This is a genomic window from Parashewanella curva (assembly GCF_003675895.1).
GTDB lineage: Bacteria > Pseudomonadota > Gammaproteobacteria > Enterobacterales > Shewanellaceae > Parashewanella > Parashewanella curva.
The window spans coordinates 1-21589 of sequence record NZ_ML014818.1 but is presented as its reverse complement, the minus strand read 5'-3'; the positions used below and the strand labels follow the sequence as shown (position 1 = coordinate 21589).

Annotated in this window: 14 protein-coding genes, 1 pseudogene and 1 riboswitch; of the genes and pseudogenes, 8 read left to right on the top strand and 7 right to left on the bottom strand. The window is 38.9% G+C overall.

The annotated features are described in order from the left end of the window. A pseudogene (locus tag D5018_RS17075) lies at nucleotides 1-76 on the bottom strand (IS200/IS605 family transposase); the annotation flags it as partial. Between the two features lie 428 nt (nucleotides 77-504). On the opposite strand from D5018_RS17075, the gene D5018_RS17070 reads away from it, so the two are divergent. The 7 genes from D5018_RS17070 to D5018_RS17040 all read left to right on the top strand — a co-directional run bounded on the left by D5018_RS17070 (nucleotide 505) and on the right by D5018_RS17040 (nucleotide 12765). Continuing rightward, on the top strand, nucleotides 505-3282 hold the full coding sequence (locus tag D5018_RS17070) for a TonB-dependent receptor (protein ID WP_121840201.1): 2778 nt from the start codon (nucleotides 505-507) through the stop codon (nucleotides 3280-3282). 520 nt (nucleotides 3283-3802) lie between these two features. Beyond that, complete coding sequence (locus D5018_RS17065) at nucleotides 3803-6412, top strand: TonB-dependent receptor (RefSeq protein ID WP_121840200.1); 2610 nt, start codon at nucleotides 3803-3805, stop codon at nucleotides 6410-6412. Between the two features lie 331 nt (nucleotides 6413-6743). Next, the gene (locus D5018_RS17060; protein WP_121840199.1) at nucleotides 6744-8273 is read left to right on the top strand and encodes a DUF3360 family protein; all 1530 of its coding nucleotides are present in this window, start codon (nucleotides 6744-6746) and stop codon (nucleotides 8271-8273) included. Between the two features lie 167 nt (nucleotides 8274-8440). Then, nucleotides 8441-8550: riboswitch (TPP riboswitch) on the top strand. A gap of 101 nt (nucleotides 8551-8651) precedes the next feature. After that, complete coding sequence (locus tag D5018_RS17055) at nucleotides 8652-10784, top strand: TonB-dependent receptor (protein WP_121840198.1); 2133 nt, start codon at nucleotides 8652-8654, stop codon at nucleotides 10782-10784. Nucleotides 10785-10955: 171 nt separating this feature from the next. Beyond that, complete coding sequence (locus D5018_RS17050; RefSeq protein ID WP_121840197.1) at nucleotides 10956-11216, top strand: hypothetical protein; 261 nt, start codon at nucleotides 10956-10958, stop codon at nucleotides 11214-11216. Nucleotides 11217-11218: 2 nt separating this feature from the next. Beyond that, complete coding sequence (pnuC, locus tag D5018_RS17045; RefSeq protein WP_121840196.1) at nucleotides 11219-11848, top strand: nicotinamide riboside transporter PnuC; 630 nt, start codon at nucleotides 11219-11221, stop codon at nucleotides 11846-11848. Continuing rightward, entirely contained in the window at nucleotides 11848-12765 is a 918-nt protein-coding gene (locus tag D5018_RS17040; protein WP_121840195.1) for a phosphotransferase, read from the top strand. The genes pnuC and D5018_RS17040 overlap by 1 nt, the downstream gene beginning before the upstream one ends. 172 nt (nucleotides 12766-12937) lie before the next feature. On the opposite strand, the gene D5018_RS17035 is transcribed toward D5018_RS17040, so the two are convergent. The 6 genes from D5018_RS17035 to D5018_RS17010 form a co-directional block, all read right to left on the bottom strand. After that, nucleotides 12938-13942 (bottom strand): DUF2608 domain-containing protein, encoded by a 1005-nt coding sequence (locus tag D5018_RS17035; protein ID WP_121840194.1) that lies wholly within the window; start codon nucleotides 13940-13942, stop codon nucleotides 12938-12940. A 97-nt stretch (nucleotides 13943-14039) separates the two neighbouring features. Then, complete coding sequence (locus D5018_RS17030; protein ID WP_121840193.1) at nucleotides 14040-14621, bottom strand: thymidine kinase; 582 nt, start codon at nucleotides 14619-14621, stop codon at nucleotides 14040-14042. Between the two features lie 68 nt (nucleotides 14622-14689). Further along, on the bottom strand, nucleotides 14690-16252 hold the full coding sequence (locus tag D5018_RS17025) for a Na+/H+ antiporter NhaC family protein (RefSeq protein ID WP_121840192.1): 1563 nt from the start codon (nucleotides 16250-16252) through the stop codon (nucleotides 14690-14692). A 149-nt stretch (nucleotides 16253-16401) separates the two neighbouring features. Then, nucleotides 16402-17325, bottom strand: coding sequence for an electron transfer flavoprotein subunit alpha/FixB family protein (locus D5018_RS17020; protein WP_121840191.1), 924 nt, complete (start codon nucleotides 17323-17325; stop codon nucleotides 16402-16404). Continuing rightward, nucleotides 17326-18075: an electron transfer flavoprotein subunit beta/FixA family protein gene (locus D5018_RS17015; protein ID WP_121840190.1), complete on the bottom strand. Its 750-nt coding sequence runs from the start codon at nucleotides 18073-18075 to the stop codon at nucleotides 17326-17328. A 234-nt stretch (nucleotides 18076-18309) separates the two neighbouring features. Beyond that, the gene (locus tag D5018_RS17010; RefSeq protein WP_121840189.1) at nucleotides 18310-20610 is read right to left on the bottom strand and encodes a hypothetical protein; all 2301 of its coding nucleotides are present in this window, start codon (nucleotides 20608-20610) and stop codon (nucleotides 18310-18312) included. 275 nt (nucleotides 20611-20885) lie between these two features. Here D5018_RS17010 and D5018_RS17005 point away from each other — a divergent pair, with 275 nt between their 5' ends. After that, the gene (locus D5018_RS17005; RefSeq protein WP_121840188.1) at nucleotides 20886-21275 is read left to right on the top strand and encodes an H-NS histone family protein; all 390 of its coding nucleotides are present in this window, start codon (nucleotides 20886-20888) and stop codon (nucleotides 21273-21275) included. The last annotated feature ends 314 nt before the right edge of the window (nucleotides 21276-21589 follow it).

The following is a 21589-nucleotide window of genomic DNA, read 5'->3' as shown; positions in this document are numbered from 1 at the left end:
TTCTGTATTTTGCTGGGAAAACTAGGTGATATAACAAAACAGTTACGTTATGACTCTTGTGTATAAACTCACTCATTCACCTATTTTCGCAGCAAGCTGCGGGGAATAAAACCCTCAGAGATTTAATAAAAAATAATTAAAACAGAATAAAAAACAAGCACTCAAACCTATTTCCCATACAAACCAAACAAAACACAAACAAAACAAATTAAACACTTTTAAAACAATATTTAACAAAATTTAAATGTATATGATTATTTAAAACTCTATTTACCAATGTCAAATAGACTGTTTATACAATAAAACAAAATATTAATTCAAAAAGTATAGTTAACAACCAACACGTTAATTTTATGTAAAACGAAAATACCTTTCCTATTGTAATTTTTATGTTGCAGAGTTAATTGAAAATAAATTATGTTTCTAAAAGGTAACCAGAAGTTACTTGTTTAAATAAGTTTTATTAACAACAAAAACAAAAAAACAATGTATTGGGAGTTATTAATGAGTTCGAATTCAACATTAACAAAAGCTGTACGCTTAGCATTAATTGCTGGGGCAGTTTCAAGCACAGTATCTGTTTCTAATGTAATGGCTGAAGATTCTTCTGCTAAAGTAGAGCGAATTGAAGTTACTGGTTCTCGTATTAAAAGAACCGACATGGAAACGGCAAGTCCTGTTACCACTATTGATGCTTCTGCTATCAGCGCAACGGGTGCAACGTCAATTGATGATGTGCTTCAAAAAATGACCGCTGCTGGCGGCGCTATGACCAACTCAGGTATTAACAATGGTTCTGGTGGTAACAGCCGTATCAATCTACGTGGTTTAGGTTCAAACCGTACTCTAATTCTTGTTAACGGTCGTCGTATGATTGCATCTGGTACTGGCGCAGCATCTACCGTTGACTTAAACACCATCCCAGTTTCAATGATTCAACGTGTTGAAATCCTAAAAGACGGTGCTTCTGCCGTTTATGGTACTGATGCGATTGCGGGTGTTGTTAACATCATTTTAAAGCGTGACTTTGACGGCCTTGAATTAAATGCTCAAACTGGCATCTCTGGTCATGACGATGCCAATGAAACTAGCATCGACTTCACTCTAGGTAACTCTTTTGAGAAAGGTAACCTTGTTATCAATGCTCAATACACCAAGCGTGGTGATGCAAGCCAAGCTAGCCGTAAATTCTCTGACTGCCCTATCGCAGAAACAGGTAAGCCAGGCAACAAGTCAACTTTCTGTGGTGGTTCTTCATACTCTGAAGGCGGTCACATTTGGGGCGACAAAAACCATGGCATTACCAAATCAGGTAAAGATAAAGATGGTAATGAAATCTTTGCTGTAGGTGATTCTGGCTTCTACGGTAAATATGTTGCAGGCAAAGACGGAAAGCCTGAATTCAAATATCACGATGATAAAAAGAAACAAGCTGATGTAAGTGGTCGTGGTGACAACTACCATCCATTTGTAGGCTCTGGTGAAAACAACGACCGTTATAACTACGCAAAAGATAGCTACCTATCGACACCAATGGAAAGACTAAACCTAACTTTCTCTGGTACGTATGAGTTAACTGACACAATGACATTCTTCTCAGAAGCGATGTATACCAAGCGTTGGTCAACTCAACAAATGGCACCACAACCAATCTGGAGCAAAAATGATTGGGTTTATAAGCCTAAGAAACATGGCGGTTGGATGACTGATGATTTGCTTCCTTTTGTCCAAAATGGTGAAAAGTTAAGCTACGGACGTCGTATGGTTGAATCAGGCACTCGTAACTTCTCACAAAACGTTGACACCATTCGACTTGTTCTAGGTCTTGAAGGTGAGCTTGATAATGGCATGACTTGGGACGTTTCTTACAATAAAGGTAAGAACGATTCTGTAGATAAGCTAGCCAACTTACACAATATTGGTGCTATCGACAAAGCCGTTCAAGACAAGAAATTTGATCCATTCAAGCAATCTTCTTGGAAAGGCGACAGCATCAAGCCATTTATTTACACAGAACTTAATAGTGGCGGTAGTGAACTAGATATCGCAGCATTGAACTTCGCTGGCGAACTATTCGAACTTCCTGCTGGTGTTGTTGGTTTCGCATCAGGTATTGAATACCGTAAAGAATCAGCATACTACACGCCTGATTCTCTAACAGCGCAAGGTCTTGCTAACGACCCACGTGTTGAGCCGACTTCTGGTTCATTCAGCGTAAGAGAAGCCTACACTGAATTTGCAATTCCACTATTGAGCGAAATGCCATTAGCCGAGCAAGTTGACCTAAGTGCTGCTGCACGTTTCTTCGACTACAGCACTTTTGGTTCTGATAAAACTTGGAAGCTTGGTTTAACATGGCGCCTAAACGACAGCATCATGCTACGTGGTGTAAGTTCTACTGCATTCCGTGCTCCAACTGTAAGCGAGCTATATGGCGGTTCTTCACCATCGTTTGACCAAGTTAAGCATAAAGCAACCAAACAAACTCAAGCTGAAGTAACCGTTGGTGGTAACCCATTACTGACTCCAGAAGAAGCGAAAACGCTGACCGCTGGTGTAGTAATCGAGCCTAGCTTTGTTGAAAACCTATCGTTAACTGTTGACTACTACGATATCGACATCACTAACGCAATTACTAAAGTTGATTCTAACTACATTGCAAATAAGTGTTTGAGTGATTCTGGCGACAAGATCAACCAAGGTACTGCACTATGTAAGTCTGCTGCAATCAACCTAGATTCAACCGGTCGCATTACCTTTAACAATGGTCTGCAAAACATTGGTGCTGCTAAAACTTCTGGGTTCGACGTCAACGTGGCATACGGCTTCGATGCAATGGGCCTAGAATGGAAGACTAACTTAGACACTTCTATCCTTACAAACTTTGAAGAGTTTGACCCAGATGGAAACGCTGTAGACTATAAAGGTTACATCACTGGTGGTGTAGGTGCATACGCTAAGCTTAAATCAAACCTAAGCATTAAAGCTTCAAGTGATGATTGGTCTGCAACTTATGCTGTACGCTTCATTGACGGAATGGATTCATTTGCTTGTAAAGATGATCCAGCCGACTGTGTTGCTCCAACTGTAGGCAGCGTTGTATATCATGACATGCTAGGTTCTTATTCTCTAACTGATAGCGTTACTCTATCAGGTGGTATTAAGAACGCATTTGATAAGCAACCTCCATACTACTCAGGTAACAATGACTCGAACACTGACCCATACACATATGACGTTATTGGTCGATTCTTCTTCCTGAAAGCAAATGTTAAATTCTAAATACTAATTTAACAGTAAAGAGTGGTTCAATATTGAACCGCTCTTTTGTCAATAAGACTGTATATTCAAGCAATTTACCTTTCTTAAAAAGCCATTTTTTTCTTATTTAAAAGATTTACAACCCGAAACTAGAACAAAAAACAATCAAACAGTCATTAATTATAATTTTATTTAACAAGAACAAATAAAACATATTTAAAACATATCTAACCAATTTTAAAACATAACAAAAACAATTATCACAAAAATAAAATATATTTTGTGGCGTATACCTATCAACCATCTTCTTTAGCTTAAAATACACCCAGATGTTAACAGATATAATTAACAACCGATGATTTGTTATTAATTTTGTTAAACACAGTCATTGTTTGTTTTGTATACATAGTGTTGCCGATAAAAATTTAATGTGATTATATTCGGGTTAATGTAATTAGATTTTTATTTCAAAATAAACCTGAAATTACATTTTAAAATCTAAAAAATTAAATAATAAATCGTTTTTGAGGGAGAAATAACAATGCAAGCTAATGCTGTATTAGCCAAAGCTGTACGCCTCGCGTTAATAGCTGGTGCAACATCCGCGACATTGTCTACTGCAAATGTTATCGCTGCAGAAGATTCTGAAAAAGTAGAACGTATTGAAGTAACTGGTTCACGCATTAAAAGAACTGATCTAGAAGGTTCTTCACCTGTAACAACCATCGATGCAGCTGCAATCGAAAAAACTGGTGCTCTAAGTGCGAGTGACCTACTAAGAGGCAGCAACTTAAACTCTTTCGGTTCTTTCTCAGAGCGCTCTGGTAGCTCAGCACAATCGCAAGCAGCTATCAACCTACGCGGTGCAGGTTCAGATCGTACTCTTGTACTTCTAAACGGTAAGCGTATGCCTGGTTCTCCAACTCTAGGTGGTACTTCAGTAAACTTGAACTTGATCCCTACTGCAGCGATTGAGCGCATTGAAGTCCTAAGTGACGGTGCATCAGCTGTTTATGGTTCTGACGCTATTGCTGGTGTTGTTAACATTATCCTTCGCAAAGATTTTGAAGGTTTAGAGCTTTCTGTTACTGGTACTAACCCAGTTAAAGAAGGTGGCGATGAGTGGAAAGCACACATTGTAGGCGGTGCTTCAGGCGACCGTGGTAATGTTTCTTTCTCTTTCGAACATTTAAACCGTGACATCATTTTCCAACGTGACCGTTACTATTCGCGAGCAACTGGACATAAAGCAGAGAAATTTAGTCAAACTACAGGTATTTCAGCTTATGCACGTAATTTTCGTGACAAAGACGGCGTATATCGTCCTTTAGAAGCCTGTAACAATCCTAAGATGGTAGACGGTGGTCGTACTTTCGATTACGGTGGTGGCGATTTTATTTGTGGTTATGATTATACCGCAGAAGCAGCTGATCACGCAGCACGCAGCTACACTGCAGGTTATGTAAGTGGCGAATATGAAATCACTGACGAGTTACGCTTTGAAGGTCAAGGTTTATTTGCTCGCAATGAAACTTTTGGTCGATATGCACCAGCTGCAGGTTGGTTCAATGTAAAAGCAAACTCTGTAAATATCCGTAACTATGACAAAGATGGTAAATTTACAGGTATTGGCAAAAACAAGACTGACGGCCGCGTTTACTACAGATTCACTGATGTTGGTACTCGTGATACTGAAACTGTTGATTACAGCACAGACATCCAGCTTGCATTAATTGGTGAGCACGATGAGTTTGGTTGGGATATCAATTATCACTACACTCTACAAGAAAACAATGCTTACGGGAAAGGTTATGTTCACCGCCCTACTGTTGAAAAGCTAGTGGAGTCAGGGGAGTTTAATTTCGGTCCTGAAGGCAATTCTGATTCAGTTATTGCCAAGATTCGTCACAACACTCTTAAACGTGACACCATGAAGTTCCATAGCATTAACGCTGGTATTAACTTCGAAGCAATTGATCTAAACGGTGGCATGATTGGTTGGTACTTTGGTGCGGAAGCACTAAAATACGATTATGTAGCTGATGTCGATGCACAAACTGCTGCTGGTGACGTTATTGGTTCTTCAGGTAACGGCTCAGGCGGTGAGCGTGAAGTTATTGCAGCATTCATGGAAACCGTTGCTCCTATCACTGATGATTTGGAATTTAACATGGCACTTCGCTATGATGATTACAATGACTTTGGCTCTGCAGCTACTCCAAAAGTTGGTCTAAGATACCAAGCACTAGAAGATGTAGTAATTCGTGCATCTTGGGGTAAAGGTTTCCGAGCACCATCACTAACAGACTTATATGCAGCTGATTCTTTCAGCTCTGATACTGCAACCGATTACCATTACTGTGAAGTTTCTAAAACTCCAGCTAATGAATGTGCAGCAACACAATACGATGTAACTCGTAAAGCTAACGATAAGTTGGAAGCTGAAAAGTCTGATTTTGTAAATCTAGGTGTAATCTGGAGCATTACAGATCAACTTAGTACTAAAGTTGAGTACTACAACTTAGATATCGAAAATGCTATCCAATTCATATCTCTAGACGCTTTATTAGAACAAGAGCGAAAGGTTGGATACGGTAACCTCAAACAAGGTAAGCTTAAGCGTTCTGGAGATAACGCAAACGGTAAGATAGAATCTGCTGAAACTCCATTAGTGAACGGTAAAGGGCTTAAGACTTCTGGTCTTGATTTGAATATTGCTTATACTGATCTTGAAACTTCATTTGGTGAATTTGGTTTCATCTACGATCAAAGCTTTGTATTAAACTACGAGGAAGAAGAGTTCTTCAGCGGTCCTGTAGTTGATAAGATTGGTCGTAACGGTCTTCCTAAGCTAAGAGCTGCTTTCACTATTGATTGGAATATGGATAACCACAGTGCATCTTTGATCACTAAGTACATTCATAGCCAATATGAGCGTACTGTTCAAGGTGTAAGCAGTGGCCACTTAAGCTCTCAAACTACTATGGATTTCAACTATAACTATAGTACTGATTGGGACGGTAAGTTCAGCTTTGGTATTCGTAACCTGACTGACAGAGACCCTGTTCTTAACAGAAACAATGACTTTGATACTAGCCTTTACAACATCTATGGTCGTACTTTTGTAGCAACTTACACACAAAAGTTCTAAAAGATAGTTTCTTCTCATTAAAAAGCGGCTTTTCAGCCGCTTTTTTTATGCTCGATTATCACATGTTAAAAAACCACATTCACACATATAAACTACGATAATTTTGTATTTCACCGCCCATTTTTCAACCGACCTCTAATTTTAAGCACCCGTTTTTGTTAGCAAGATCGCAATTTTTTCCAACCAATCTTTTAAGCTGTGATTTCGATACCGACGCTACACCATTTCATTTGTTACCATTGCCACAGGTAAATTGGTATTACCAATTTAATTTTATGTATTCTCAAATGTGAGAACATCTCAGTTTCAACTTCTGGGAGCAATACTATTTATGTCAGATAATAAAATGAACAATCAAAACGTGGACGATGCGAGCTATAATGAGTTGCACCGCCCTGCTTCTGAGTTTGAAACCAGAAGCGACTACCTTGAAAACGAACTAAAAATTATGAAGCCTCGTCGTTGGGGGCTTAACTTACCCGGCCGTGATTTCCGCTTTGAATGGGAAGATCTTGTTCCAGCTATCGCCGGTACTATCGGTATTACCGTAATGTATTCAGCTGTTATGGCCGCTTGGGCAGCAGGTTTAACGGAGAAATGGCCTCATGTTAATTTGGGTGCAGACTTCGCAATCCAAGTAATGCGTGTCGAAATGTTGATTCCAGCATTACTATTCTGTGTATTAAGCTCTGGCTTTATTAATCCTAGAGCCAACCTTGGTGGCAACCATGGCCCAATGATCCCTCTTATTGGTACTATTGCTCTTGCTGGTGCGCACCCTCTTGCTCTTGCCATTCTTATCGGTGTATTTGGTTTGATCCTAAGTTGGCTAAAAGGGGGATCACGACTCGTTAACCTCACCAGTAGCGGTGTTGCTGGAGGATTACTCGTTTATTTAGGGTTCATGGGAGCCAAAGGCCAAATCACATCATTATTTGATTGGTCTGCAGGACTTCAAGCTAAACATGCTCTTGATTACTCTTTATCTTATGTCGCGTTTGTTATTTTACTTATCAATGTGGTGCTTTATGCATTTTTAGCCAAAATTGAAAAGCGTTGGCTTGCAATACCGCTTTGCTCTATAACCGCCATTGTTATCGCTTTTGTTCTTGGTGCAGGGCTTGATTTACAATTTGTAACAGCACCGGGTTTACCAAACTTAAACCCAGTCTATTGGTGGGGATCTACTGAAACAGGTTGGCAGTTAGGCTTACCTAACTTTGAACACTTTATTGCGTCTCTGCCATTTGCCATTTTGGCTGTAGCTATGTGGTCACCTGATTTCTTGGGTCACCGCATATTCCAAGAGCTTAACTACCCTAAAGGTACAGATAAAGTGTTGATGGACGTTGACGATACCATGACAACTTGCTCTCTTCGTCAAATTGTCGGTACCGCTGTTGGTGGTGGTAATATCACTTCATCTTGGGGAACTTATATGATACCTGCTGCGATTGCCAAACGCCCTATTCCTGCGGGTGCGATCTTACTTGGACTCTTGTGTATTGTGGTAGCAATTCTGGGTTACCCAATGGATGTAGCGGTTTGGCGACCAGTGATGTCTATTGCGTTGCTTGTTGGGGTATTCTTACCATTACTTGAAGCTGGCTTACAAATGGTGAAAGACAGCGTGAGTAGCCAAGCGGCTGGGATATGTATTTTTGCAGCTTTTGTGGCTAACCCTGTTCTCGCTTGGGCACTAACCATGCTTTTGGATAACAATGGATTAATTGGCGATAAAGAAAGACCAAAACAGCTTTCATTTGCTGATCGTGTCGTTATCCCTACTTTGGCTTTTGTAATCTGCTTAGCAGCAATGCTTGCCGTGGGTATGATTAAGGGAATTCCCGCTTTGATCTAACTGCCACTTTTTAAGCGGTTTTCATTTAAATTTAGAAAACCGCTTAATCCCCTCTAGTTTTTCTCATTCAATATTGACTATTTGCTCAAATATAAAGCATGCAGGCCTTTTTTATTCATATTTTTGCAACATTTGTCTCATTTTTTGTTTTGGTTTCATATATACTTGCCCTCGCCAAGGGGTGTTTGTAAAGCTTGATTGAGCTTTGCAAACTGAGATTAAACCCTTAGAACCTGATCCGGCTTATACCGGCGTAGGAATGGGCTAATTGACCATAAAAGATGATATGAATACTTTCATGTCATTTAGAGTAGTCGTAAAACTTGCACTTTCACATCGCTTACCGAATGCCGGATCTCAGAATATTTTTGAGGTCCCATGTTAAACCAAGCTTTAAAACAAAAATTATCTCCACTAGCTCTGATTATTTCTGCTGCCGTATGTGGGCAAGCTTTTGCTGACACCAATCAGAATGACGATATTGAAGTTATCAAAGTTACCGCAGATTTCCGTCAACACGATTTACTTACCTTGCCTGCAAGTGCAACCATCATTGATGCCAAACAATTAGAAGATGAAGGTGACCACCACTTTGAAGATGTGCTTAATTCAATTGCCAACTTTAACTGGTCTGGTGCGACTTCTCGTCCACGTTACTTCCAAATCCGTGGCGTAGGTGAACAAGAAGATTATCAAGGTGCTCCTAACTCATCAGTAGGTTATGTCATTGATGATATAGACTTATCTGGTTTGGGCATGGTTTCTAGCATGTACGACTTACAACAAGTTGAAGTGTTAAGAGGTCCCCAAGGCACTCGCTATGGCGCTAATGCATTAGCTGGCCTGATTTATTTAAAAAGTAATGACCCAAGCGATGTATTTGAACATGGTGCAGAACTATCCCTAGGTAATGATGACTTACGCACTTTTAGCGGTTTTAGTTCTGGTCCTATTTCTGATTCAGTGCTTTATCGCGTTTCGATTCAGCAACACAACCAAAACGGCTTCAGAGATAACACCTTTTTGAATCGCGATGATACTAACAAGCGTGATGAGTTCTCAGGCCGAATGAAACTGCATTGGTTAATCAACGATGACACTACCGCAGATTTAACGGTTTTACATGCCAATTTCGACAATGGTTATGACGCTTGGACATTAAATAACAACGGCTTTAACACCTTAAGTGACAAGCCGGGTAAAGACAGTCAACGCACGACTGGTTCAAGCCTTAAAATAAGCCATACAGGTGCCGCTGACTTTAACATTACTTCTATTACCTCTTTTGCTGATAGCAAGCATCAACATGCATATGACAGCGATTGGGCAAACCCTAAATATTGGGAGAGCCGAAACTGTGGTGATAAGCCATGCGAATACAATGCAATTTGGAGCAAAACTGGGAATCGTAAAACTCTATCTCAAGAGTTTCGTTTAACATCAAAAGAATCAGGTCGTATCTTCTCAGGTTCAACTGATTGGTTAGTTGGTATTTACGCCATGAATCTAAATGAAGATAACAAGCAGTTTGATGTTTATAATGGTGGCCGTGGTGGTATCGATTCCGATTATGAAGCTACAAACTATGCTGTATTCGGTCAATTAGATACTGATTTGGGTAATGGCTATAGCTTGTCCAATGGTCTGCGTTTTGAGCGTCGTAATAGCGATTATTCAGACAATAAAAAAGAGGCTTTCTCACCATCTGAAAATATGTGGGGCGGTCATATCTCACTGAGTAAGACGCTTTCTAAGCAACACAGCACTTATATCCGAATCGCTCGTGGCTATAAAGCTGGTGGCTTTAACATGAGCTTGCCAAAAGGTTTCGAAGATAAAAAACAGTTTGATACTGAAGTGCTTTACAACTACGAGCTAGGTTTCAAATCTCGTTGGTTGGATAACTCTCTAAGCACTAATGTTGCTTTGTTCTACATGGATAGACAAGACCAGCAAGTTTCAGCATCTGAGCAAGATCCTGACCGTCCAGATCGTTTTATCCTTTATACAGAGAATGCGGGGAACTCAAGCAACTATGGTCTAGAGGTTGATGCTAAGTGGCAAGCGACTGACAACTTAGAGCTGTATGCAAGTCTAGGTCTATTGCGTGCAACCTATGGCGATTACAGCTATAAAGACAAACGCGGTAAAGTTATCGACTTATCGGGTCGTGAGCTTGCACACGCTCCTAAGTTCACAAACAGCTTAGGTGCGACTTATCGCGCTGATAGTGGTATTTTTGTTAACTTGAATACCAGTGGTAAGAGTAAGTTCTTCTACTCTGATAGTAATGACTCTAAGTCAAAAGGTTACCAAATCTTCAATGCCAGAGTTGGCTATGAAACTGATGATTGGGGCGTTTACCTTTGGGGACGTAACTTATTTGATAAGAAATACGGCGTTCGTGGTTTCTTCTTTGGTAACGAACCCGATCAAGATTGGGTGAAGAAACAATACATTCGCTTTGGTGACCCAAGAGCGTTTGGTATCACCACGAATATCAAGTTTTAATTATCAGTTTGGTCTGATGTAAAAGAGCAATAGTGCGCACGGCAACAGAAGCGTACGTCCATGTACTCACGACCGTTACATCCTGTAACGGACGGTTGCCTTACCGCACTATTGCTCTTATCGATCCTGACATCAAATTAAATGTGGCCATCATGTCTTTGGAAATAAACAATGAAACTTACCGCTGAAATTAGCATGTATCCGTTTAATGAAAACTACTTAGAACCTATCCAGTGGTTTATTGAACGCCTACGTAACTATCCAAACATCACTCGTACCACTAATGCCATGGCAACTCAATTATGTGGTGATTATCAAGAGGTCATGAGTATGCTTGCCACAGAAATGCAAGCTGCACATTCTAAATGGGGAAAAGCCGTATTTGTGTGTAAGTTTATCGGCTCAGAACTCGACTTAACCCATAAAGAGTAATTATGGAACTACTCACAAAAATACAGTCTGAAATGTCTGTAATGACCAATTGGGAAGCGCTTGCGGTTATTCTTGCTGTTGCTTACCTAGTATTAGCAATGAAACAAAATATTTGGTGCTGGGCTGCTGCTTTTTCTAGCTCACTTATTTTCACCATTATTTTTTGGAAAGTCTCCTTACTAATGGACTCTATTCTTAACTTTTACTACATCGCGATGGCAGTTTATGGCTATTGGATGTGGACTAAAGGCGGGAATAATAGTCATGGCGTTAAAGTTGTTTCTTGGTCTAAACAAAGGCATTTAGCGATTATTGCAACGACCACTGTCGTGTCTCTTATTCTAGGATACTTTATGGCAAATCATACTCATGCCTCGTATCCATATTTAGATACTGCTACAACCTGCTTTGCGATAGTAACGACTTACTTAGTAGCTAAAAAGGTATTGGAAAACTGGCTCTATTGGTTAGTCATAAACTCTGTATCTCTTTACCTCTATATCAATAAAGAGTTGATGCTCACTTCGGTATTGTTTGGCTTATACCTTGTACTTGCGATCATTGGTTATAAACAATGGCGAGATTCAATGAAACAAAACTCGATTAACAATAAAACGGAGTCCTTGACTTAATGGGCTCTTTTCCTGCAGAAGTAATGAGTGCGCTTGAATATTGTGAGCGGGATACAAAGCGCTCAATCATTCAGCACATTACTTCTGTATCTACGCTTACAGCGGGAAAAAGCAATCGTAATTTTTTAATCAGCACTTCCATGCAAGATTATGTACTCAGAGTCAATTCTGCTGAATCCAGTTTTATTTGTGATAGAAGAAATGAAATTGAGTGTTGGCAAATAGCAGAACAACGTGGTCTTGCACCAAAGTTATTTTGGGTAAGTGAAGATCATAACTTCTATTTGAGTGAATATGTTCACCAACCGACAGATAAAAGATATAGATTAAAAGACATCCAAAAACTGTTAAAAGATCTCAGTACACTGCCCTTACCTACAAAAATCATCTCTTGTGAACAACAATGGCAAATTTACCAACAACAAGTTGAATCCATTGCTGCCCAGTTACCACAAGTAAATGACTCTTATCTACGCAATGAAAATAAGCAGTGGCATAAGCTGAAAACAAAACTGGATGCTCTGCAACCAAACATCAAAAATTGGGTTCATTCTCTTGAATGTTTAAATGTAAAACCTCAATTCTGTCACAGAGATTTAAACCCAGATAATATACTTATCAAAGATGGTCAATTAATCTGTATTGATTTTGAATACGCTTGTCAATCACATTCCTTGTATGAATTGGCATCGTTAATTGCCAATCATAATCTCAATGAATCTGATGAAAATTCACTCATTTCTGCTTATTTGGATTCACATCCCGAATTAAGCCTATTAAACAGAAAAGAGTTTGATGCTGCATTACAACTATTTGGGGTATTTTGCGACTATTGGCTAGCTCTAATGACTGGGCACAGGCTTATCGAAAATTATCCTAGTAGCAACACAAAACTTAAATTCCATAACTTCCTTTAGATGATACTTAAGTACCTGTCGATAAGTTCTTTGAAAATTATAGTGTTCAGTTTTAGTGCAATACAAGGCGCAATGAAGAGTCGCATAGCCGTAGCTATGTAACCGGAATTGCAACGCTGTAGAGTGCTGAAACTGAGCACAAGAAAATCTTAAGAAACTTATGGTCAGGTACTTAATTCAACCAAGATCTTAACTGGCCTTGCTTCATGCATTGTAAAGCTATACTTGTCACACACTCCGACTCCGCTTGTTTATGTGTTCTGAAATATTCAACTTCTGATTGAGCATCAGCAAGATAAGCGAGCTTACGATACTTTGACACAGCCGAAGCAATCATATGAAAAGAATGACAAGGTATCGATGCACTAGATGCCACTGTTCGCACTGAAGCACAATTTGTTGAGCTATCGTCAATAAAGTAAATACCATCAGGATGAAAGTCACTTTGTTCCATGTAAGCCAATAACCTTAACCCTTTATTTCGCTTCTCTATCTCTGATTTAGCTTCATCAATGGTATTGACACCATCGAACCACCTCGGGTCTATTTTAAATTTTTTAAGTTTACTCAATGTGGTCTCTCGATCTACATTGGTCATTAATATCAATCGCCCATGTGGGAATCGTAATCTAAAATTGCCCTGTACTTGTCTTATCACACTTAAGCTTTCAACATACTGGTACTGAAAACTTGGGGACTCCTCATCTTTTGGAAAACAAGACATTGAAAAACTGATAATCGTTTCATCAATATCAAGGATGAATAGTGGCTTTGCTCCTTTTATTGCACTAAGTGCCGTTTTTATTGATAAAACATTTTCATGATGAATGCCGTATTCTTTTCGAACAGCCTTGTTTTCTCTCACATTCAAACGGGCAAGGCGGCTAGAAAGTTGATCTTTTATCTGCTCTGGGACGATCGCTCCCGCCCCACAAAAATTAGCAACAGCCCTTCTTATAAAGCTATCATGAACTACTTTAATATCCCCAAAACCGATGGCAACTCTATAAGTTCTGGTTTTAGGAAACCAGTTTCTCGTACTGAGGTTAAGTGTAAGTTTAGTATCTATATTTTTAATCGAACTTTCGGCAACTCGCATTAGCGTAAAATCATCAATACGGCTAAGAGAATTAGATGATTGACACCAAACAGCATCAGATATGAAGGTAACAGTCACAGGTCAACCCCAAATATAAGAACAGCCTAAAATCAATGACTTTCAGGCTGAAATCTGGCAGATAAATCGTTAGCTTTGGAGTTTTTTTAAATTGAACTTACTGATCCCAAATAAACTCGCGATAATGCTTACGGCAAACTGACTCGTAGCTTTCATTGCCACCAATCGCAACTTGCTCACCTTCTTTCATGACATTACCGTTTCCATCAAGACGCACCACCATATTAGCTTTACGTCCACAATGACAAATAGTTTTAAGCTCTACCAATTTATCAGACCAAGCCAATAAATACTGACTCCCAGTAAATAGTTCCCCTTGGAAGTCGGTTCTCAAACCGTAACACAACACAGGAATATCCATGTTATCGACAACATGAGTTAACTGTTTAACTTGTTCTTTTGTCAAAAATTGGCTTTCATCCACCAAAATACAATGTATGTCTTGGTCTTTTATGGATGCATCAACAAGTTCAATTAAATTTGAATCAGCGCCAAAAATATTAGCTTCAGTCTCAAGCCCAATTCGTGATGCCACTTTGCCTACACCATAACGGTCATCAATAGCTGCCGTTAACACTAATGTGTTCATTCCACGTTCACGGTAGTTATAAGATGATTGAAGTAAAGAAGTGGATTTTCCTGCATTCATTGCAGAGTAATAAAAATAAAGCTGAGCCATAGCTGAGGGTCCTTTCTTATTATCGTATTGGAATGATAACAAGAAATAGAAGGAAGTGTCCTTTTATCTCATGGCTTAGAAGCTTTATATCTTAATATTGCGACCAAACCAATAAATAAAACACAGCAAGTGGCAATACCCCAAGTAACGGATTCTGTTAACCCTAATACTAAGTACCCAAACATGGTGATAGTGGCAGACATCAGCGCATATGGTAACTGAGTAGTAACGTGATCAATATGATGGCAACTGGCGCCTGTCGAAGACAAAATGGTGGTATCCGATATAGGAGAACAATGGTCACCAAATACAGAACCCGAAAGCACTGAAGCTAGCATGGGCAGCATCATAGATACATGGGTTCCCATCGACATATCAGCAGCAATTGGCAGCATGATACCAAATGTCCCCCAACTTGTTCCTGTAGCAAATGAAGTGATCCCAGCCAACACAAACATAGCTGCAGGCAATAATGAGAAATGAATATTACTCGAAGCCAAACTCGCCATATATTTCCCAGTGTTTAATTGACCAATTATTCCCGAAATTGTCCAAGCAAACACCAAAATATAAAGTGCAGGCAGCATGGATTTAAACCCATCCATTAATGATAAACAAATTTTGTGCTTTGGCATCTTCTGCCTTATGGCAAACCACAACGCCACACTCAACCCAACAATTGAGCCAAGTACTAACGATAAACTGACATTGGTTTTTTCAAACGCCCTGATCAATGAAAATGTAAGGTGATCTGAATGGAGCTGTTGACTACCCGTCAATATCATAAACGAAACTGTAGCGAGAACTAATACTCCTATTGGGAAAAATAACCCAGATGCTTTCCCGTTTTGTTCTTCTGGCAATTCAGCAATGCTGCCAGGGGGAATCCCTTTAATTGGATCGTATAGTTCACCTCTTTGAGCATTCAATTCGTGTAGTTTCATCGAGCCAACATCAAGCCCGAACATGCAAACACAAAACAGCAATAACAGAGAAAAAATGGCATAAAAGTTCATAGGGATCATCGTGGCAAATGCTCCTAAATAGCTCATATTATGGATGCCATGACGAGTTAAAATGCCACCAATTAATGCAATAATATACGCACCCCAGCTTGAAACGGGTGAAATCACACATACAGGTGCAGCGGTAGAATCCAGTATATAAGCCAGTTTTGCTCTGGAAATATGATATCGATCCGTCAAAGGACGCGCGACAGAGCCTACGACTAAGCTATTAAAATAGTCATCAATAAAAATTACAATTCCCAGCATCATAGTGAGCAATTTAACGTCACGACGATTATTTACCCGCTTTTGTGCCCATTGGGCAAATGCCTTTGCACTTCCACTGACGGTCATAACAGCAGTCATTAAACCTAACAAAATTAAAAACAATAAAATGTAAATGTTCCAAGTATTGATATTGCCGTTACTCCAAAATAAACCTGTGACTGTCGCACCTATGTATTTAGCAGCATCCAGCACTGAAAAATTGCAAATCAACAAACCACCAGCAATGATTCCAGCCCCCAAAGAAAGTAAAACTCGACGACTTATTATGGCTAGAGTAATGGCTAATACAGGTGGGAAAATAGATAAGGGTGAATCAGCATAGGAAAATATCGTCATACAGCTTTCTTACTTTTGTAGAACATAAGTAATGTCAGAGCATAACGACTAATTTGTCAGAAACGTAATTAAATAATGTTAACACTTAAAACAAAAAAAGCCCTATCTATAGGTAAGATAGAGCTTTAATTTCAATAAATTATTAAAGTTTAGAGTTTCTCAATAAGCTCTGGAAGTACTTTAAATAAATCGGCTTCTAAACCATAATCTGCAACTTGGAAAATTGGCGCTTCAGGGTCTTTGTTGATAGCCACAATCACTTTAGAATCTTTCATACCAGCTAGATGTTGAATCGCACCGGAAATACCTACTGCAATATAAAGTTCTGGAGCAACAATCTTACCCGTTTGACCAACCTGCATATCGTTTGGAACAAAACCAGCATCAACCGCTGCACGTGATGCACCAACCGCAGCACCTAATTTATCGGCCAGTTGTTCAAGAATGGCAAAGTTTTCACCACTTCCCATACCACGACCACCTGAAACAATCACACCAGCACTGCTTAACTCAGGACGCTCTGACTCAGTTAACTCTTGAGAAACAAACTTGGTGCTCGCCTCAATAACACTCGACAAAGTAACCAACTCGGCATTGCCATCATTGGCTACGGCATCAAAAGCACTCGCACGAACCGTCATCACTTTTTTAGCGTCGTGTGATTGTACCGTTGCCATAGCATTACCTGCGTAAACAGGACGAACAAAGGTATCTTCTGAAACCACTTCAACAACTTCAGAAATTTGAGCAACATCTAACAGTGCTGAAACTCTTGGTAATACATCTTTACCTGTAGTCGTAGCGGTAGCCAGAATGTAATCGTAATCTGATGCAATGTCTAAAACCGCTTTAGATACATTCTCAGCCAACTGTGCGTCATAAGCGGCATCATCCAGTAAAATTACCTTCGTTACACCAGACAGGCTTTTAGCCGCTTCAGCAGCAGCTTGAGCTTGGTGACCTACAACCAAAACATGTACATCACCAGGTAAAGCATTGGCTGCTGCAACTGTTTTAGCTGTTTCGAGTTTTAAACTTGCGTTATCGTGTTCTGCTAATACTAAAATTGCCATTTAGATCACCTTTGCTTCGTTCTGTAGTTTTTCCACTAGCTCTTCAACAGAAGAAACCATCACACCAGCTTCACGAGCTGCGGGAGCATTCACTTTCAGTACTGTTTGATGCTCTTTAAGAGCAACGCCTAAATCATCAACAGCAATCACCTCTAAAGGCTTACGCTTTGCTTTCATGATATCAGGTAATTTGGCATATCTTGGTTCATTAAGACGTAAGTCTGTTGTAACAACTGCAGGCAATGGCATTGATAACGTTTGTAAACCACCATCAACTTCACGAGTAACGATTGCTTGATTGTTTTCAATTTTCACTTCAGATGCAAAAGTCGCTTGCGGCATTCCCGTTAATGCAGCAAACATTTGCCCTGTTTGGTTATTATCGCCATCAATAGATTGCTTACCAAACATAACAATTTCAGCATTTTCTTTTTCTTGAACAGCCTTAAGAATTTTGGCTAAAGATAATGGAACCAGTTCAGCATCTGTTTCAATCTGAATACCTCTGTCAGCTCCTAACGCCATTGAAGTACGGATTTGCTCCTGAACCACTTTAGGGCCAATACTAACAACCACTACTTCAGTAGCGATGCCAGCTTCTTTCAATCTTACTGCTTCTTCTACTGCAATTTCACAAAATGGATTAATGGCCATTTTTAGATTAGCGGTTTCTACCTTTGTATTGTCAGCACTGACTCTGACTTTTACATTGGCATCAACGACGCGCTTGACGGGTACCAATACTTTCATGGAGTTTCCTTAACAGAAGAATGTACTTTTAAGTGTCATCGGTATAAAACCAATGGGAATTGACAACACTTTAATGCTAGTTAACGTAAACGTCAACCTGTAGATATAGTGTTGTTACTGATGCAATGAGTTTTCTCATCAATTCACAAAAAAGGAAAACTTAATTGAAAAGAGGGAATATCAATAACGCATTTTCCGTTATCTGACAGACGTTTCCCTCTGTGGTAATTTTTTCTATGAGTTGTCATCGTTAAAATAGGAATCAAAACTCCCTTTGAGTGCAGGATACCTAGATTTAAGCATGCCCTTAAGTTCTTCACGTTGTTTCGCCGGCACTTCATATACGAATAACGAAAAATCGAATGCATCTCTATCATACATTCGTTTTAAAATGGAAAGTGAAGCTTCCATATTCTCGCATACCAACTGGTTAAATTTTTGTGAACGAGACAATGCTTCAATAAAAGAGTTAGCTCTATCTGAATATAACGAAAAAATCATATTCAATAGTTCGAACTGTTTCTCAGGAGTTAGCAGACTCATCAGTTGTAATGCTTCTTCTGTTTTATGCTCAAAACCAGCAATCAAATCTGCTGATTTTCGAAGTGTTTGTTGCTTAAACCGTTCATAAAATTCCGCTTGAAGAGCGTTAAAATTCTCAGATTTCCCCTCATTTTTTTCACTAAACATACTTGATACGGTCAGAGTTAACCCATCAGATTTAGCTAATAAATCAAGTTGAATCGATGGAGGAAGTGAAATAAATTGCTCAAAATCAAGCCTATCATCAAATAAAAAGTGGCCAACTTGCTCTGGAGATAATTGTTTCACAATTAGTGCTTGAGTTTCTATATCTGGATGCTTTTGAAATAAAGCCCTGACATCTTGTCTATCTATATGGCTCAGCAGTGGCCTTGTATCCGTTTCGTATTGATTTACTCTGCGAGTTTGCAGCATGTTACTGGGGTAGAACAATGAACTTGACCATGTTTCTTCCGATAACCTAGGGTACAGCTCCAATGCATCCTCAGGGTGACGAAATGTTACGCCTGCATCATAAGGAAGAGGATACCTAGGGTTTCTTCCAACTTCTGAATCCTGCTTAATTAAAGCAATCACAACTTGTTTTGAAACGGCTGGGGGACAAACATAAAGCAAAGCTGCCCATTTATCTTTATCAACTGCAACAGAATTCCAAACACGCTGAATATCTTCCACTTTAAAAGAAAAAGCTCCTTTCAATTCTTCCAATTCGTAGCTTTTTTTGGTCTGCCCCAATGGACTTACTACTTTTTGTCGTTTACCTACCAATAAAGAGACACATTTAGAAACCGATAGTTCTTTCGAAATAGACTCTTCTAATAGCAACTTGGTAGACACTGTATCTAAGTGGAACCCTAAAATACCTACTGTGCGACTACTTAATTTTGGCAATCCACTTTCTAATATTTGGCCTCGTAATTTTTCATTTTTTACGATAACTCCAAGTATCTCACTTAAATGATTTTGGTCTTCAAATTGACAGTTCAGGAGTTGATCAAAAAACTCTACAAACACACCATCATCATAGCCTTCGAATATTGAAGCCCACTCTTCTGAAGGTTGGGAGTGTTTAACTAGTAATTCAAGTCGAGCTTTTTCCATAGGGATTTTCAGTTCTGCGAGAGCAACGCCGACAACTTTACTTTTGTTTGGCTCTATAAGAATATCTATAAGTTGTTTCAACTCACTGGTAGTTAATTTGTCAATTAAATCACCATATAACTTAGTATCTTCAAAAATATCTGATAGTTTTTCATGGCTAAGGTTTAATAATTGATCACTGCTTAAAAGTTTAGATGAAACAGTCGTGTTACTCGTTAAAACAAAACCATCGTCGATTTCAGGTTCAACCTCATTCGAAGTTAAAAGTATACTAACTATATTCAACCTTTCGTCATCAGAAACTTTTTCCATAACATTATGCAGTTGTTCTTTCGTTAATTGAGCTAATAAGCTTTTTTTAACACTGCAAGATTGTTGTTGCCACTCTTGTGTTGAAATAAGTCTAGATATCGCTATAGAACTTTTAGAAGCAACCTCTTTTAACTTGTTTCCATTATCATCTAAAAGATTGTCAAGAATAAAAACAACAACTGCACCTTCTAATGTGATTTTTGTATCAGCTAATAGTTGAACCATCTTATCTGACGAGCAGGCTTCAATAGCTTTTTGTTTTTCGCCCACTCCCAGTGTATAAAAAGTGCTAAAAAACGATCTATTATCCAGTGCTTCAGATGAAACGACATAAGCTTTTAATGTCCTTTCCCCTTCTTGAATGGTAGATTTACTTGTTCGATCAATAATTCCACTCTTACAGTGTTTACAAAATATATTTAATTTATCTGTGTCTCTCTTCACTGTAACTTCAAACGCAACCGTTTTACCTTGTAACTGAACGCTTACTTTCGCTTTTCGGTCTTGTCCGTGCGCTAAGTTATGCAATTGCAGATTTTCTACGCTAACCACTTGAGTTCTTGAAGTGCCTGAAGCCATTTCTAGATCCTATTTAGATTATTGCATCTGTAATTAAAGCATTAGATTTGTAAGCTTTCCTCTAAAAAAACATAACTTTAAGATATATTTCACTGTTTAAAAATGGATTTAATAGTAAAATCTGCATTTCTAAATAAACCTTAATCCTGATTTAAAACAGAATTTAGTAGTGAGTGGCACTACAAAAAAATGACATAAAAGATTCAGTTGACCCAATTCAAATGCATTATTAATATGTAATAAAATTTAATAAAATATAAATAGGAATGCGAGTAATGAACGATTTTTTGGAAATATTAACTCATGGTCGTAGATTTAAAGCTGCAGTAAAAGAGCTTTCAGTTGAAGAATTAAAAGAAGTCGCAGTTAAACTGGAAAAAATCATTGTTGAACGTGAACAGTTAGAAGAAGAGCTAAAAAAAGCAAACGCTGAAAGAGATGCTGAAATTGAAAAAATTCGCCAGCAAATGGAAGCGATTGGTTTATCTGTAGAAGATCTTGGTGCAGTAAAAGCCGCCCCTAAAAAACGTGCACCTCGTCCGCCTAAATATGAAATCACTGTTGATGGACAACTTGTTCAATGGACCGGACAAGGCAGAATGCCAACTGTATTCAAGAATGAAATTGATAACGGCCGAAAGATAGAAGATTTCTTGATTAAGTAATTCAGTTTTCACTAAGTACCTGAGCAGTACCTGGGCATAAGTTTTTCGATAATTTTGGCGTTTAGATCAAATACTATGCAAGGCGCTTTTGAGCAGTAATATCAATTATCTTACAAACAAAAGCAACGCCGCAAATTGTTTGAGGTGGACGTCAAAAAACGAAAAAACTTATGGTTGGGTACTTATTACTCAAGTTTCGGAGTTCATTTTTAGCTAAAATCATGGGAACTTTTCAGTTGAAATAGCCTCTTGGCGTAATGTAAAAGTATCCATTTGCATGACTTGATTAAAAAACTTGGTTACTTCTTCGTTGA

What these genes read in the sequence shown, in the direction of transcription:
- D5018_RS17070 (WP_121840201.1), top strand. Translation starts at nt 505, where the DNA reads ATGAGTTCGAATTCAACATTAACAAAAGCTGTACGCTTAGCATTAATT.
- D5018_RS17065 (WP_121840200.1), top strand. Translation starts at nt 3,803, where the DNA reads ATGCAAGCTAATGCTGTATTAGCCAAAGCTGTACGCCTCGCGTTAATA.
- D5018_RS17060 (WP_121840199.1), top strand. Translation starts at nt 6,744, where the DNA reads ATGTCAGATAATAAAATGAACAATCAAAACGTGGACGATGCGAGCTAT.
- D5018_RS17055 (WP_121840198.1), top strand. Translation starts at nt 8,652, where the DNA reads ATGTTAAACCAAGCTTTAAAACAAAAATTATCTCCACTAGCTCTGATT.
- D5018_RS17050 (WP_121840197.1), top strand. Translation starts at nt 10,956, where the DNA reads ATGAAACTTACCGCTGAAATTAGCATGTATCCGTTTAATGAAAACTAC.
- pnuC (WP_121840196.1), top strand. Translation starts at nt 11,219, where the DNA reads ATGGAACTACTCACAAAAATACAGTCTGAAATGTCTGTAATGACCAAT.
- D5018_RS17040 (WP_121840195.1), top strand. Translation starts at nt 11,848, where the DNA reads ATGGGCTCTTTTCCTGCAGAAGTAATGAGTGCGCTTGAATATTGTGAG.
- D5018_RS17030 (WP_121840193.1), bottom strand. Translation starts at nt 14,621, where the DNA reads ATGGCTCAGCTTTATTTTTATTACTCTGCAATGAATGCAGGAAAATCC.
- D5018_RS17025 (WP_121840192.1), bottom strand. Translation starts at nt 16,252, where the DNA reads ATGACGATATTTTCCTATGCTGATTCACCCTTATCTATTTTCCCACCT.
- D5018_RS17020 (WP_121840191.1), bottom strand. Translation starts at nt 17,325, where the DNA reads ATGGCAATTTTAGTATTAGCAGAACACGATAACGCAAGTTTAAAACTC.
- D5018_RS17015 (WP_121840190.1), bottom strand. Translation starts at nt 18,075, where the DNA reads ATGAAAGTATTGGTACCCGTCAAGCGCGTCGTTGATGCCAATGTAAAA.
- D5018_RS17010 (WP_121840189.1), bottom strand. Translation starts at nt 20,610, where the DNA reads ATGGCTTCAGGCACTTCAAGAACTCAAGTGGTTAGCGTAGAAAATCTG.
- D5018_RS17005 (WP_121840188.1), top strand. Translation starts at nt 20,886, where the DNA reads ATGAACGATTTTTTGGAAATATTAACTCATGGTCGTAGATTTAAAGCT.